At 66.2% G+C, this 14,674-nt stretch carries 13 protein-coding genes, 1 tRNA gene and 1 pseudogene; 9 read left to right on the forward strand and 6 right to left on the reverse strand.

Going from position 1 to position 14,674, the window contains the following annotated elements; all coding sequences use genetic code 11:
• The first annotated feature begins 40 nt into the window (after positions 1-40).
• The gene (locus A5705_RS07745) at positions 41-802 is read left to right on the forward strand and encodes a DUF732 domain-containing protein (RefSeq protein WP_067883603.1); all 762 of its coding nucleotides are present in this window, start codon (positions 41-43) and stop codon (positions 800-802) included.
• 328 nt (positions 803-1,130) lie between these two features.
• Here the strand turns inward: A5705_RS07745 and A5705_RS07750 are convergent, their stop codons facing one another.
• Positions 1,131-1,928, reverse strand: a complete 798-nt coding sequence (locus A5705_RS07750) for a DUF4383 domain-containing protein (protein WP_082956350.1) — start codon at positions 1,926-1,928, stop codon at positions 1,131-1,133.
• A gap of 161 nt (positions 1,929-2,089) precedes the next feature.
• Here A5705_RS07750 and A5705_RS07755 point away from each other — a divergent pair, with 161 nt between their 5' ends.
• From A5705_RS07755 to A5705_RS07765, 4 genes are all read left to right on the forward strand, one after another.
• On the forward strand, positions 2,090-2,320 hold the full coding sequence (locus A5705_RS07755; protein ID WP_067883605.1) for a deoxyribodipyrimidine photolyase: 231 nt from the start codon (positions 2,090-2,092) through the stop codon (positions 2,318-2,320).
• Between the two features lie 934 nt (positions 2,321-3,254).
• Positions 3,255-3,419 carry a DUF3761 domain-containing protein gene (locus A5705_RS28455; protein ID WP_231964587.1) on the forward strand — a complete coding sequence of 55 codons (165 nt, stop codon included), beginning with the start codon at positions 3,255-3,257 and terminating at the stop codon, positions 3,417-3,419.
• A 387-nt stretch (positions 3,420-3,806) separates the two neighbouring features.
• The gene (locus A5705_RS27055) at positions 3,807-4,784 is read left to right on the forward strand and encodes a potassium channel family protein (protein ID WP_082956352.1); all 978 of its coding nucleotides are present in this window, start codon (positions 3,807-3,809) and stop codon (positions 4,782-4,784) included.
• Positions 4,785-5,086: 302 nt separating this feature from the next.
• Complete coding sequence (locus tag A5705_RS07765) at positions 5,087-5,740, forward strand: site-specific integrase (protein ID WP_255382935.1); 654 nt, start codon at positions 5,087-5,089, stop codon at positions 5,738-5,740.
• A gap of 628 nt (positions 5,741-6,368) precedes the next feature.
• Here the strand turns inward: A5705_RS07765 and A5705_RS07775 are convergent.
• Positions 6,369-6,440, reverse strand: a tRNA-Thr gene (locus tag A5705_RS07775).
• Positions 6,441-6,468: 28 nt separating this feature from the next.
• Positions 6,469-7,197, reverse strand: coding sequence for a hypothetical protein (locus A5705_RS07780; protein ID WP_068276641.1), 729 nt, complete (start codon positions 7,195-7,197; stop codon positions 6,469-6,471).
• 157 nt (positions 7,198-7,354) lie between these two features.
• Here A5705_RS07780 and phoP point away from each other — a divergent pair, with 157 nt between their 5' ends.
• Positions 7,355-8,074: a two-component system response regulator PhoP gene (gene phoP, locus A5705_RS07785; RefSeq protein WP_067883609.1), complete on the forward strand. Its 720-nt coding sequence runs from the start codon at positions 7,355-7,357 to the stop codon at positions 8,072-8,074.
• 23 nt (positions 8,075-8,097) lie between these two features.
• A pseudogene (locus tag A5705_RS07790) lies at positions 8,098-9,556 on the forward strand (sensor histidine kinase).
• Here the strand turns inward: A5705_RS07790 and A5705_RS07795 are convergent.
• A complete protein-coding gene (locus tag A5705_RS07795) occupies positions 9,528-9,932 on the reverse strand; it encodes an HIT family protein (protein WP_068276759.1) in 405 nt (134 codons plus the stop codon). The pseudogene A5705_RS07790 and the gene A5705_RS07795 sit on opposite strands and share 29 nt — an antisense overlap.
• 97 nt (positions 9,933-10,029) lie before the next feature.
• Here A5705_RS07795 and A5705_RS07800 point away from each other — a divergent pair, with 97 nt between their 5' ends.
• On the forward strand, positions 10,030-10,677 hold the full coding sequence (locus A5705_RS07800; protein ID WP_068276643.1) for a dihydrofolate reductase family protein: 648 nt from the start codon (positions 10,030-10,032) through the stop codon (positions 10,675-10,677).
• A 110-nt stretch (positions 10,678-10,787) separates the two neighbouring features.
• Positions 10,788-12,218, forward strand: a complete 1,431-nt coding sequence (locus A5705_RS07805; RefSeq protein ID WP_067883612.1) for a hypothetical protein — start codon at positions 10,788-10,790, stop codon at positions 12,216-12,218.
• 6 nt (positions 12,219-12,224) lie between these two features.
• Here A5705_RS07805 and A5705_RS07810 read toward each other — a convergent pair whose 3' ends face one another.
• Together A5705_RS07810 and A5705_RS07815 are read right to left on the reverse strand one after the other, a co-directional pair.
• Positions 12,225-12,653 (reverse strand): ketosteroid isomerase family protein, encoded by a 429-nt coding sequence (locus tag A5705_RS07810; RefSeq protein ID WP_067883613.1) that lies wholly within the window; start codon positions 12,651-12,653, stop codon positions 12,225-12,227.
• A gap of 13 nt (positions 12,654-12,666) precedes the next feature.
• Complete coding sequence (locus tag A5705_RS07815) at positions 12,667-14,664, reverse strand: FAD-dependent oxidoreductase (RefSeq protein WP_067883614.1); 1,998 nt, start codon at positions 14,662-14,664, stop codon at positions 12,667-12,669.
• Between the last annotated feature and the right edge of the window lie 10 nt (positions 14,665-14,674).

The raw sequence follows: 14,674 nt of genomic DNA on the forward strand, positions 1-14,674 counted from the left end.
CGGCTTGTGAGAACGCCCTGGCGGCAGCAGACTGATTGATATGCGCGATCGCGAGACGATCGACTCAGAGTTGCGGCGCATCGCCCTCGAGCGCCGGTCGATGGGCGAGCGGGGCGGTCGGCCGTCGATCCGAGAGGTCGACGACCTGCTGGACGAGCGCCTGGGCCACCGCCCGCAGGCCACCCCGACCGAGGTTGTCGCAGACACCACGCCGCGGCGCACAACCCAGGCCAACTCGCCTTTCAGCCGCGCGCGCGTGTTGCGCCGGTTCGGTCTCCTCGCGGCCTTGCCACTGTCCCTGATCGCCGGTGTCGCCGCGGTGGTGGTGATGTCGGGAGCCCACAACCCCGAGCCGGCGGCAGAGCAGGCTCCGGTCCCGCCGCCGTCGAGTGTGCGACCCAGCCCGGCCGCGCCGGCGGCACTCGTTCCGCAGCTCGACATCGCCGACAGGGCGTTCATCGGCGCGTTGAAGCACGACGGCCTGCCGGTTCCCAGCCCCGAATACGTGACTTCCCATGGGCACGCGGTGTGCGACTTCCTAAGCCACCAGCCTGATTTCGCAGAGGCCATCCGCTATGTCCAGGGATCGACGATATGGGACGCCAACCAAAGCGCGAACTTCGTGGCCGGCGCTGTCGTCTCGTACTGCCCTCAGTACGAACAGGCAAGCCCGGGGGAGCTGCAGCCGGGCCTCGAGAAGACTCTGTCTGACCTGCAAGCCGTGCAGGGCGACCTGCAGGGCGTTCAGGGCGACCTGAAAAACATCCGAGACGGTCTGCCCGCCCTCCCCGGCCAGCCGTAGTTCCGGGGCCACCCGGCAGGGGGTTCCGTCACGGGGCGGGCGGCGGCGGTGGCGGCGGAGTCCATCGCTTGCCATCCGTCGTCCATCCGCACGGCAGGTAGTTGAGCTGCGGGGGCTGCCCGTCGAAAGTGAGGCACTTCGGCGCGCCCGGCGGCGGTCTGGGCGTCGGCGATTCCGTGTCGGCATGCGCAACGATGCCGCTGAGGATCAAAGCCCCAACGGCAAGCGATACCGTTGCTAACGTCCGCATCCGAGGCCCGGCGAGTGCTACGACCAACCAAGATCAATGCTAGGCGGATGCCCGTCCGTGGAACCTTGAAAGTTCCTGTTAAATCGGGTCTCGGCGACGGCGAAGCCAGATGACGATGCCGACGGCGGCAGCCGCCGGCACCGCCATGGTCACGAGCGCCCCGCGCCGCAGCACCGGATCGCTCGTCCGCGCGGCGGGGTTCTTCGCCTCCGGTGCCGTCTCGACGAAGTGGGCCGGCGGTGCTGTCGTGGCCGGGTTCGTGGTGGCCGGGTTTTGTGGGGGCGGGCCGGGAGCAGCGGCGTGCGGGGGCGCCGGCGAGACCATCGGCCGCGGCGCAGTCACCGGCTCGGTGGCCGCCTCGGGGGCCGGGGGATCTCGCCGATCGCGGCGGCGCCGGCGCGGCGCCCATACCTCGTCTCCCAACTCGTCGGGAATCATCCACATCAGCAGCGCGAGGTTGACCACCCCCAGCACACCGTGCAGCAGAACCTCGGCGGCGTGAAACCCCAACGGCGTCGGTTTGTCCCGCGCCGTGGCGACGGCGCTGATGAACAGCAAGAGGGTGTAGGCGACGGCGCTCAGCGCGGTGACGCTGATCGCGGCGCGGCGATTCGCAGAACACGCCATGGCCGCCAGGCCGAACGCCAGCAGCATCCCGCTGTACCAGGGGGTCGCCGTCAGGCCGAAAACGGGTGCACCGGTGGGCCCGGCGTGCGGATGCAGGGCCGCCGACACCAGGCCGACGATGCCGAACGCGCTCACCAGCGCGCCCTCCGCCAGCACGAACCAGCGTCCGCTGTGGAATCGCCCCGGGTCCATGGCGACCCTGCGCAAGCCCGACATCATCCCGGGAACATGCCCCGCCGTAACCGGCATCGCGCAACCTCCAGCCCAGCATCCCTGTGGCGGATTGGCTACCCGCTGGCGGCGGGACTATGCACAGGGTGCTTGCGCGTGGCTTGGCGGTTTGCCAGTTTGGGTATCTAAGCGATCACACCGGCGCACACCGCGACTGTGTCGTTCACCGAGGAGGCATCATGTTGCACAACGTTGTCCTGGCAGCGGCGCAACAACCCGAGGCCGCGGGCCTCATTCTCAGGGGGATCAAGGGCATCTTCGTCGCGATCGGCAGCATCATCGCCGCCATCGTGTGCGCCGTCATCGCCGGCATGAAGGGCCGCAGCGCCCTCGGCTGGGGCATTCTCGGGCTGTTCTTCTCGATCCTGACGCTGATCGTCGTCATCGTCATTCCATCGAAAAAGTCTTGACCGGACGCTCGGAGCCCCCAGCCGTCGGCATGGAGTGGGAATGTGTCCTCCCGGTCGAGGACATCCTTGTGACAGACGAACTGAAGCGGAAGCTTCCCGTGATCCACTGGCAGGCCAGCGGAGTGCTCATCCCCTATGAGCAGGCTGACCACTTGGAGGAGCTGTGGTCTAGCCACCTCACGGCCTCGGCAGCAACAGGTCTCCAGACGTGAGCGATGCAATCGCTGCAGTCGAGTCGGTGAAAGTATTGAGTCCTACGATGTGCACGCGGCGAAAGGCCAAGAGGCTCGTCAAAGTGGAGGTGAAGGGCACGACGGCGGATTGTGCACAGGCGGTTTTGACCAGGAAAGAGGTAATCTCCACCGAGCGGGTGTTTGACAACGCGTTGGCGGTTGTTCGCAACACCACTGACCCGCAGCGGTGACCAACCAGTCGCCGCAGGTGGGAATTGTTTCTCGTCATGCCTTGGGAGAATCAACGACACTGCAATGTCACCGATCGCCTGAACATATCACTAAGATAAAACCGGCGTCGCCGGCCTGAAACTGGTCCTTTTCGCTATGGAAGCAAGTTGCGCTGGTGGACAGGCGCCGTTCGCTAAGAACTTGTCCCAAAACCTCTACGGGCAATTTTCACAATTCCCGACGTAAGTAACATCGCAGACGCATATGCTCCCCTCGACGAGTCGGGCGACGTCACCAGACACCAGGGTCACCCAACAGGGAGGTTGGGGAGCATGTTGTTCCGTACCGCCGTCATTGCAGCAGCGATCACTACAGCGCCGGTAGGTTGGACGTCGCCTGCCGCTGAGCCGTCCATCACATCGTTGAGCGGGATAGCGGGTTCGCCGGTGCCCTTCCCGCTGTGCCCACCAGACCAGGATCGGGAAAGCCCCGGCTGCGTCGAAAAGCCCGACCCGAACGCTTCGGGCGCGATGGCCCGGTGTCGCGACGGCACCTACTCGCACAGTCAAACGCACAGCGGCACCTGCTCTGGCCACCACGGCGTGGCCCAGTGGTGTCCGTGCAATATCGCCGCTGGTCAATCCAGCCTCATTTCGAGCGGCGGCAGGAGCGCCCACCGCTCACCAGACAACTGATGACCGATCAGCCCGTTGCCGCCCCGAGTTAGCGGGATCCGGCTTCCTAAATCATTCTCGGGAGTGTTCGAGTCGGGCCAACAGGCTTGCAACACAGCAAGATTGGAGGTCAGGAGCAATAAAGATCAAGCCCAGTAGCGACGATGCTGCTGGGTAACACTGTGGCGCTATGGTTTTCGGTACCTACAGCACCGATGGCTCATTCGGACCTATTCATGATGTGCCCGTCGGGACATGATGGGGTTGCCACCGATAGCCTCAACGCTCGTTGTTTGCCGCTCGGCGACGAACGGAACAGTGTAAGTAGTTCCACAAAAATAACCTAGGGCACATAATCGCCACTACGGTGCGCGTTGACATGCCAAGAACGAAGGGGGTTTCCCGGGTATGGCCGATACTGACTGGGCAATTGTGTTTATCGTCTTCACAATCGCGCTTGTGATCTTCTGTTCGTTAAATGAACGCGGGCATAAGGGGTGGCGTTGGGCCGAGCAGCGACCTAGGGTGTGGGTGTCAATATTCCTGCTATTGATGTTTGTCGTGTTTCCACTGTTCTATATATATGACCGGGATGGCTTGGCTCAAACAACTGGCACCCAGGAGCCAGACTTTTTTAAGCAACGTGACAAGGTAGCCGCTGCACTTACAGCGGCAGTAAGAACCGCAATCGGAAAAGACGTAGATTGCAAAATACCGGATCATAGCGACATCGGATGCGCGACCGTGGTTGTGCAGGATGCAAATGCCCGAAGGATTAGCGGCACTATCACCTTCACCGACCAGCCTGCGCCAGCGCCGACTACCGGCGATTTCGAATCGGCGATAGAGATTCGCGAATCGGACATACCGTCAGCGGGCCATAACAACGACCCATTAACATTGCCATACAGAGTGAACAGTTACAGAGCCGCCAGCAGTCCCCCCGGTGCTGCGCCGACACCAGCGGCACGGGCACAGCAGCGGTTTATGGAGAACTCGTCGCCGCCTCATAAAGCTCAGTTAAGTATCACCCCTGAGAGCGACATTCACGACGTCGAGGCATTTAAAGATACTGCAACGGGCAGCGTGGGCAGTCTTGGCGGTCAATGGAGTCGGGATAACATGGTACGCATGGTTTACTTCAGTGCGGCGACTATCACGACCCTCGGTTATGGTGACATTGCGCCTATCGAGACAAGTACTCGAATTATGGTGACCGCCGAAGCCGTGCTTGGAGCAGTGACGGTTGGATTGTTCTTAAACGCGATCGCAATTAGACCAAAAAATCGGGAACGGCCCAGCATCAGCGCTCGACTGAGAAACCGCCTGAGCCGAAAGTCGGAAAAATGTAATAGCGCACCACGGATGGATGGGGACCCCGCCTGAGGTGTTGCGGACTCTTCCAGCTTGCCGGGAATACAGTGAGGCCGTTATTCCGAGAAGGGTGGAGGCCGGGGCCACGTCAATATCTTCGGTCGACTAAGCGGCACTCGTGCGCGAGGGTGGGCAGTCACGGCAAATGTTAAATCTTGCGCGACACCGCTTTAACGGCGGCCGAGACCAACGGAAACCACTGAAACATAACGGATTAACCAGCAAACAGCCCGATTTTACGTAGAGGGCGGAACCAGATCCTTGGGGGCGCTCCGGGGTGGTCGGAACGTATTACCTGTCATTGGTCAAATCAGTTGTGGGAAAACGTATTTCGTGTTATTGGCGTTGGAATTCGTTTAGGTGCAGCAGATTTCGGGTCTGACGCCGAGTACCCGCGAGGCCGGTACCGCTCACTGGTGCTGCTGCTCGGCGCGGTCGGACTGCGCTGGGGCGAGGCCGCCGCGCTTCGCGTGGCCGATGTCGATTTCCTGCGGCGGCGTATCCACCTGCACCGCAACGCGGTCACGGTGGGCCGTCAGACGTTCGTCGGCTCGCTGAGATCCAACAAGAACCGCACAGTGGCGTTGCCCCGGTTCGTTGTGGACGCCCTGGCGCAGACCGCCGAGGGGAAGCGCCACGATGAGCTGCTGTGGCCGTCAGCGACCGGTGGCTACCTCGCCCCGTCCTCAGCGTGGGAGTCGTGGCTGTCGGGCGCGGTAGCTCGCTGTCAGAATGCCGATGCGACGTTCCCGCGGGTCACCGCGCACGCGCTGCGGCACACCGCTGCTTCCCTGGCGATTAGCGCCGGCGCCAATGTCAAGGTCGTGCAGCGGATGCTCGGGCTCTCGTCCGCGGCAATGACCTTGGACGTGTACGCCGATTTGTTCGACACCGACCTAGACGCGGTGGCCGAGCGGCTGGACTCGGGTTGGCAGGGTGCCACCCGGGAGGCGGGACCCACACGATAAAGTACGCGCCGGATTAATCCGTTTGAGCCATCATCCTCGGATGGGGTTTGTTGAAGAGCGGCCCAGCCCGTACGAAACACGCTGACCCTGGCCCAATGGTTGGGCTCATAGACGTTTCCGTTTATCTCCAGTTGATCGCCTTTCCACAACGGCGTGCCTCGATGCACCTCATCCGCGTCGTCTCCGGGGAACTCCACCACGCAGTACATGCCGGTGCTCACCGGATCTACCGCTTGCGCTCGTCCCGCCGAATGTGGGCCTTGGTTCTCGACATGTACAGGTCCACCACCAGGTCGAGGCATACCACGGGCGCAGACCCTGACGTTTTCCCAGTCAGGATCGATAGGGAGTGACTCACCTTTAAAAAATCGGGGTACCGGCCCATGTCTTCAGATTGCCGCCCTTGTGCACGACGGTGAAGAACGCCTCTGTCGGTGACCGGAGTCTGAGTGCCACGTGACTACACGCTACCCCTTGGGGTCGGCCGGGACCGGCCTTAAATGGCCGCTGCCGGGGGTGCCCTGTTGCACTCTCACTGTGTGCCCAAAATGTGCCCAGGGCGCGCCCAGCCGTAGCGATATTCGGTGCCAAATTAGCTTTACCAGCGGATATATCGGTGGTGAGTGAGAGCCCCCTGTCAGGATTGAACTGACGACCGCTCGCTTACAAGGCGAGTGCTCTACCACTGAGCTAAGGAGGCCGGGTAAATAGGGTGCCAGCCTAACCGGTCACTCGTCGTTTTCGATGATGCGCGTTGAGCGCACCGTGCGCGACGACGGGCGCCGGCCGGGACGGCGGCCGGGCAGCGGAATGCGGTCGGCGATGTTGCTCAGCGGGTTGACCACCATGGTGAGGCCGATGACGGCGTCCTGCAGGGTGGCGATCGCCGGCTCCAGCGCTTCCATCCCGGGCGTCAGCCGAGCCAGGGTATCGGCGACGCCCGCGAGCTGGTCCAGCGGACCGTTCTTGGCGGTCAGCTTGTCGATCAGCCCGCCCTCGGCGAGCAGCCGGTCCGCCAGGCCATCCTCGGAGAGCACCCGCTCGACCAACCCGTTTTCGTCGAGCAGCTGATCGGCCAGCCCGCCGGGCTGCAGCGCCCGCTGCAGCGCGCCGCCCTCCGCGGTCAGCCGGTCGAGCATGCCGCCCTCCGCCGTCAGCATGTCGACCACCCCGCCCGGGCGCAGCAGCCGGTCCAGTGGACCGTCGGGCGCCACGGCGCGACCCAGCGGCGCGTCGTCATCCAGCAGTCGGGCCAACCGGTTGGCGCGGTTGAGCGCGTCGTCGATGCCGAACATGGACGCCATCGCGTTGGTTCGCGCCTCGCCGCTCGGCTCGCCCAGCGCGCGCTTCGCCACTCCCACCGCCGCGGCGGCGACGCTCAAGCTCGCGTCGGCGGCGGCAAGCCCGGCCCGCGCGGGAGCGGTCGCAAGCGACACGATGTCTTTGGCGAAGTTCATGCACCAGAGTCTATTCGCGACACCGCAGGTGAATCCCCATCGTTCCAAGCTTATGCGATGATCCCTGGCAGACTGTTAGCAGACGTTTGGCACCTAGCTTTCAGGAATCGCACAATAATCGGGAAGGCAACGTTCAAACAAAGGACGGAAGTACCTCATGACAGCGGCAACCCCGAGCGAAGCCAAACCGGAGGCTCGCGTACTCGTGGTCGACGACGAGGCCAACATCGTCGAACTGCTCTCCGTCAGCCTCAAGTTCCAGGGTTTCGAGGTCTACACCGCGACCAATGGGGCCCAGGCCTTGGATCGCGCCCGTGACGCGCGACCCGACGCGGTGATCCTCGACGTGATGATGCCCGGCATGGACGGCTTCGGGGTGCTGCGCCGGCTGCGCGCGGACGGCATCGACGCCCCGGCGCTGTTCCTGACCGCCCGCGACTCCCTCCAGGACAAGATCGCCGGACTCACCCTCGGCGGCGACGACTACGTGACGAAGCCGTTCAGCCTCGAGGAGGTCGTGGCCCGGCTGCGGGTCATCCTGCGGCGCGCCGGCAAGGGCGGGGCCGAACCCCGCAACGCCCGGCTGACGTTCGCCGACATCGAACTCGACGAGGAGACCCACGAGGTGTGGAAGGCCGGCGAACCGGTGTCACTGTCGCCGACCGAGTTCACCCTGCTGCGCTACTTCGTGATCAACGCGGGCACCGTGCTGAGCAAGCCGAAGATCCTCGACCACGTGTGGCGCTACGACTTCGGCGGCGACGTCAACGTCGTCGAGTCCTACGTGTCGTATCTGCGCCGCAAGATCGACACGGGGGAGAAGCGGTTGCTGCACACGCTGCGCGGGGTGGGTTACGTGCTGCGAGAGCCCCGCTGAGAGCGGAAGCGAAGAATAAGAGGATGGCCGACAAGGTTCGACGGGGACTGCCGCTGCGGGTGGGTCTGGTGGCCGCCACCCTGCTTCTGGTGGCCTGCGGGCTGGCCATCTCGGGGCTCGCGGTGACCTCGATCCTGCGTCACGTGCTGGTGGGCCGCATCGACCAGACGCTGCTCGAGGCCTCCCGCAGTTGGGCGCAGGCCCCGCGGCGGCAGTCGGCACCCCCCTACGAGGGCCCCGACCCCGGCCGGCCGCCGTCGAAGTTCTACGTGCGGGGCATCGGCGCCGACGGCACCCCGTTCACGGCCATCAACGACCGCAACGCCGAGCCGGCGCTGCCGGCCAACAACGACGTGGGCCCCAACCCGACGACGCTGCCGTCGATCAACGGCTCGGACATCCTGTGGCGTGCGGTGTCGGTCCGGGGGCCCAACGGCGTCACCACCGTCGCGATCGACCTGTCCGACGTGCAGCACACCGTCAGCTCCCTGGTGTGGCTGCAGGTCGGCATCGGGGTGGCGGTGCTGGTAGTGGTGGGCATCGCCAGTTTCGTGGTGGTGCACCGCAGCCTGCGGCCGTTGGTCGAGGTCGAGCACACCGCCGCGGCGATCGCCGCCGGCCAGCGCGATCGCCGTGTTCCCGAACGCGATCCGCGAACAGAGGTGGGTCGACTTTCGTTGGCGCTCAACGGAATGCTGACGCAGATACAGCAGGCGCTGGCCTCCTCGGAGTCGTCGGCGGAAAAGGCCCGCCGTTCCGAGGAACGGATGCGGCGGTTCATCACCGACGCCAGCCACGAACTACGCACGCCGCTGACCACCATCCGCGGGTTCGCGGAGCTCTACCGGCAGGGCGCCGCGCGCGACGTGTCCATGTTGTTGTCACGGATCGAAAGCGAAGCCAGCCGGATGGGCCTGCTCGTGGACGACCTGCTGTTGCTGGCCCGGCTGGACGTGCAGCGGCCGCTGGAACACCACCGGGTGGACCTGCTGGCGCTGGCGAGCGACGCCGTCCACGACGGTCAGGCCATCGACCCCCAGCGCACGATCACGATGGAGGTCCTCGACGGCCCTGGCACCCCGGAGGTGCTCGGTGACGAACCGCGGATTCGCCAGGTGCTCAGCAATCTCGTCGCCAATGCCCTGCAGCACACGCCGGCAACCGCCGACGTCACCGTCCGGGTCGGCACCGAGGGCGACGACGCGGTAATCGAGGTGGCCGACAAGGGCCCCGGCATGAGCCAGCAGGACGCGTCGCGGGTGTTCGAGCGGTTCTACCGCACCGACTCGTCCCGGGCGCGCGCAAGCGGCGGCACCGGTTTGGGGCTGTCTATCGTCGACTCGTTGGTGCGCGCGCACGGCGGAGACGTCACCGTCACGACCTCACCCGGCGAGGGATGCTGTTTCCGGGTCACGCTGCCCCGTGTCAGCGACGTCCCCGCCGCCGAACCGGTTCACGCCAGTTGAGCCAGCGCCGCCCTGATCTTGGCCTGGGCGTCGTCGAGGGATTTTGGTGAGGGATTGCGGTCCACGTTGGCGAAACCGAAGTCGCTCAGGCTGCGGGTGGGGAAGACGTGGACGTGCAGGTGCGGCACCTCGAGCCCGGCGATGATCAGCCCGGAGCGTTCGGTCTTGAACGCCTTGCACACAGCCCTGCCGATCAGCTGGCTGACGGCCATGACGCGGCCGAACACCGCCCCGTCGACGTCTTGCCACTGATCGATCTCGGCGCGGGGCACCACCAGCGTGTGGCCTTGGGTCATCGGCTCGATCGTCAGGAACGCGACGATGTCGTCGTCCTCGTAGACGAAACGGCCGGGCAGTTCGCGGTTGATGATCTTGGTGAAGATCGAAGCCATGGGGCCCAGCATAGGTGCGGCCAGATTGCCGATGAGTTTGGCGGGTGTGGACGGTCAATCCTGCGACGACGACATACGACGCAGAGGAGCTCCCGCCATGTCACAGGTGCGCGTGCACAATTTTTCGGTTTCCCTCGACGGGTTCGGCACCGGGATCGGACAAAGCGTCGATGCGCCGTTCGGGCATGCCGGCGGCCGGTTGCATGAGTGGTTCTTCGCGACGCGGACCTTCCGCGTGATGCATGGCGAGTCGGGTGGGACGACCGGCATCGACGATGGCCTGGCCCGGGCGTGGCTGCCGGGCATCGGCGCCGAAATCATGGGACGCCACAAGTTCGGGCCGCAGCGCGGCCCATGGGATGGGGGTGACGACTGGAAAGGCTGGTGGGGCGACAACCCGCCGTTTCATACCCCGGTCTTCGTACTGACCCACCACCCCCGGCCCCCGATCGAGATGGACGGTGGCACCACTTTCCATTTCATCGACGCCAGCCCCGCCGAGTCCCTCGATATCGCCCGAAAAGCCGCCGGAGGCCTCGACATTCGCCTCGGCGGGGGACCGTCGACCATCCGGCACTTCCTCGCCGCCGACCTCGTCGACCACCTGCACGTCGCGGTGGTGCCCATCATCTTGGGGCGCGGGGAGCCGTTGTGGCAGGGACTGGAGGGTCTCGAGCAGCGGTTCGCGGTGGAGTCGGTGACCGGCCCAAGCGGCGTCATACATCTGAGCTTTACGCGCCGCTAGGCAACCGCGCCTGCCACGCCGCCCCGACGCGCAATCGTTAGCGCAGTGTTGCGGATTCGTTCTGCGAGGTCGGGAAAATCGCTGTACGCAATTCACGGGAGGAGACCTCTGTGCGGTTTCCCGTGGCATTGCTGACCGCGTGCGCAGTGTCGCTCGCCCCCGCCCTCGGACCGGGCGCGGACGCGCGGGCGGCCGACGCGTGGGGGCCGTTCGCACCGCCCAACCCGTTCATGGCGCCGCTGGGGCTCGCTTCACTGCACAACGACGCCGAATCGTCCGATGCCGGACCGCTTCCCGGGCCCGGCGCCCACCTCAACGCGATCTTCGGGTACCCGCTGCTGGCGGCCTGCCCGACGATCATGCAGGGCACCGACGGCCTGGTCTTGGCGCTGTGCACCAGCGACATCGGCCAGACCCCGACGATCTTTCTGATCGATCCCGGCGTCCGCGTCCCAATCTTCGTCCCGCTGGCCAAACTGCAAGTGGCCAAGGGCAGCCTGCTCGGCGGCGTCTACGCCTACCTCGACAACAACAACCAGGTCGTGATGATCGACGGGACCAACCACCTGCTGCGCATCGCGCACGCCAGGGCGGGGCCGCTGGGGTGCTGGAAGCTGATCGTCACCGAGTCCACCGACCTGTCCGGCGCGATTCCGGCCGGCGACAGCTCGGTGGGCCTGGTGCCCGACTACGCGGGCAACGTCTGGTTCGCCACCGGGAACGGCGTCGTGGGCGTGGCCAAGACGGGCGGCGGCATCGCCACCGTGCAGCTGCCCCCGGGCGAACAGGTGGCGAACAGCATCTCGTCCGCACCGAGCGGGCGCGTCGCGGTGGCCACCACCTTCGCCCTCTACGAGCTGAACCTCGATATTGCCGGCAACCCCCAAATACTCTGGCGGGCAACCTATGACCGCGGCCCGGCGCGCAAGCCCGGGCAATTGAGTTGGGGCACGGGCTCCACGCCGGTCTACTTCGGTCCCGCGTCGGGCGCCGACTACCTGACCATCGTCGACAACGCCAGCCCGCAGGTCCACGCCCTGGTCTACCGGTCCGGCACGGGTCAATTGATCTGTCAGCAAACGGTTTTGACGCAGGGCGGCCCGGGCAGCGAAAACGCACCGATCGGATTGGGCAACTCGGTGTTCGTGTCCAGCACCTACGGCTACCCCTACCCCGCGGTCCCGGCGGGCGCGCCGCCCGCGGTTCCCCCGACGGCACCGTTCGTCGGCGGCATGACCAGGGTGGACGTCGACAATCCTGGCTGTCATACCGTGTGGGAGAACAAGGTTCGCAGCGCGGCGCTACCGCACCTGTCCGCCGCGGACGGCCTGCTGTACACGATCACCCGGATCGGATGCGACAACACCACACCGCTGGACATCTTCGCCTACGGCGTGGTGGATGCCGGCAACGGGGCCCTGTTGTGGCAGCAGCCGAAGTCGGCGACCATACTCAGCGACCCGCTGCAGACCCCGACCATGGTGCTGACAGACCGCAGGGCCATGCAGGGCAACCTCACCGGCCTCGGGCTGATCGGCTGAGCGGGCTCACTCCTCCTTGCCGAACTCCATCATGTCGAGGTTCCAGAAGCCGCGCATGTTGGTGATCAGGCCCGCGTCGTTGACCTTGTAGGTGAACACTCCGCGCACCTTGCTGGTGATGCCGCCCTCAAACCTGCTGTGCAGCACCAGAATATGCGCGACCTCGTCGGGCGAGCTCGACGGAAAGGTCTCCTCGCAGGTGATGGTCAGCTGGTTGGCGGCGATGTTGTTGTCGTAGAACGCCGCAACACCGTCCTTGCCGTGCACCCCGGTGCCATCAGGATTGGTGACGGACTTGCCGATCGGGTCCTCGACGACCACGTCGTCGGCCATCAGCGCCAGCCAGCCCGCCCGGTCGTGCGCCTGCACGCACCGCCACGAGGATTGCGACGCGGTCAGGGCCGGGGAGGCCTGAGATTGTGTGGTGCCGGTCATTTTTCTCCTATCTCTAGATTGCGCACGCGGCGCGCGCGCCCTCCTCGGTGGCCTTGCGGATGAGGCCCAGCCCGCTGCAGTCGCCGGCGGCGTGCACCCGGGCGCCGGGCAGGGCCGCGACCAGATCGTCGAACAGACCGGTGTCGGGTTGGACCGTCCCGGCGATCACGACGCTGTCGGCGGCCAGCGTTCGGGGGGTGCCGCCGGCGGGCGTGAAGACGACGTCGCGCTCCGTGATCCGCTCGACCGCCGCACGCACGTGCACCGTGACCCCGAGCCGGTCGAGGCGATCCATGTGCTCGGTCTTGCGTTTGTTACCCACTTCGGGGGCAATGTCCTTGCCGGATTCCAGGATTGACACCCGCCGGCGCCGGTTTGCCAGGAATTCGGCGAGTTCGAGGGCCACCAGATCGCCGCCGATGATGGCGACCCGCCGGCCCACCGGCATCCAGGCCCGGGTGGCGAGCCGAAACGCGGTGGGCCGGACCAGTCGCTCTCGCCAGCCGGCGAACAGCTCACGCAGGCCGGGACCGGTGTACACGTGCGGCAGGTCGGCACCGGCGATGGCGGGCACCGCGACGTGGCCGCCGGTGGCCACCACCACCGCGTCCGGCGCGGACCGGACGATGTCGCCGGCCGAAACCTCATGATTCAGCTCGACTTTCGCCGTGCTGAGCCTGATCTCGTCGCGCAGGTAATCCAGGAACGGCTGGTTCTCCGGGTGTAGCACCGCCGCCCAGCGCAGCGCCCCGCCGAGTTGGCCGCCACGCTCGAAAAGCGTCACGCGGTGGCCGCGTTCGGCGGCCACCCGGGCGGCCTCCAGCCCGGCCGGTCCGCCGCCAACCACCACCACCCGCTTGGCCCGGCCGGCGCGGGGCGCGGCCAGCTCGCGCTCCTTGCCGGTGCGGGGGTTGACGGCACAATCGACGGAAAAGCGTTGTTCCATTGCGTCAATGCAGTTTTCGCAGGAGATGCATTTGCGCACCCGGCGCGCCAAGCCGGAGGCGAGCTTGCGCGGCAGGTCGGGGTCGGCCAGCAGCGGCCGCCCCATCGCGACGAAATCGGCGCGGCCGTCGGCCAGGATCCGTTCGGCCGCAACCGGGTCGTGGATGCGGCCGACGGCGATCACCGGCACGTCGACCACCTGCTTGACGGCCGCCGCCGCGCCGACGTTGACTTCGTCACCGTCGTCGGCGCCGTTGACCATGCCGGTGACGAGCCGGTCGATCACCCCGCCGCTGACGTGGAATGCGCTCACCCCGGCGGCGACGAGTTCGGGTGCCAGGCGCGCCGTTTCGTAGATGGGCCGCCCGCCCGCCACCCGCTCGTAACCGGAGATGCGCAGCGTGATGGGCAGCGCGTCGCCGACCTCGGAGCGAATCGCTGCCAGCGCCTCCAGCACCACCCGCACCCGGCCGCGCGCCGAGTCGCCCCGGTAGTCGTCGGTGCGCCGGTTACGTTGCGGGGCAAGGAAAGAGCCCAGGAGCATGTAGCCGTGCGCGGCGTGCAGCTCGATGCCGTCGTATCCCGCCTCGGCGGCGCGGCGCGCGGCGGCCTTGAACAGGTCGAAGACCTCGCACAGCTGCCGTTTGCTGATCTCGGCCGACGGCCGCCCGGTGAGGTAGGACGGAATGACCGACGGCCCCAGCGAGGTCACACCGAAGATCTCCGGTCCCAGGCCGTCGGGTCCGGCGTGCACGATCTGCGGCTGGATCTTGGCGCCGTGCTCGTGCACCGCCTCGACCAGCGCCCGGTGCGCGTCGACCGCCTCGTCGGTGGCCAGATGCAAACCGCCGGGCGTCTCGGGGTGGTGGTGGTCTATCCCGGTGGCGCCCACCGTGATCAGGCCGACCCCGCCCTCGGCGCGCGCCGCGAAGTAGTCGCGGGTGCGCTGTGACGGCAGCCCGTCGGGGGTGCCGTACATCGTCTCCATGGGAGACATCACCACCCGGTTGCGCACCGTCATGGCGCCGATTCGTCCCGGCGCCAGCAGATGCGGGAAGCCGGTCAAACGACGCGGC

This window comes from Mycobacterium sp. E787, from assembly GCF_001668725.1.
Classification (GTDB): domain Bacteria; phylum Actinomycetota; class Actinomycetes; order Mycobacteriales; family Mycobacteriaceae; genus Mycobacterium.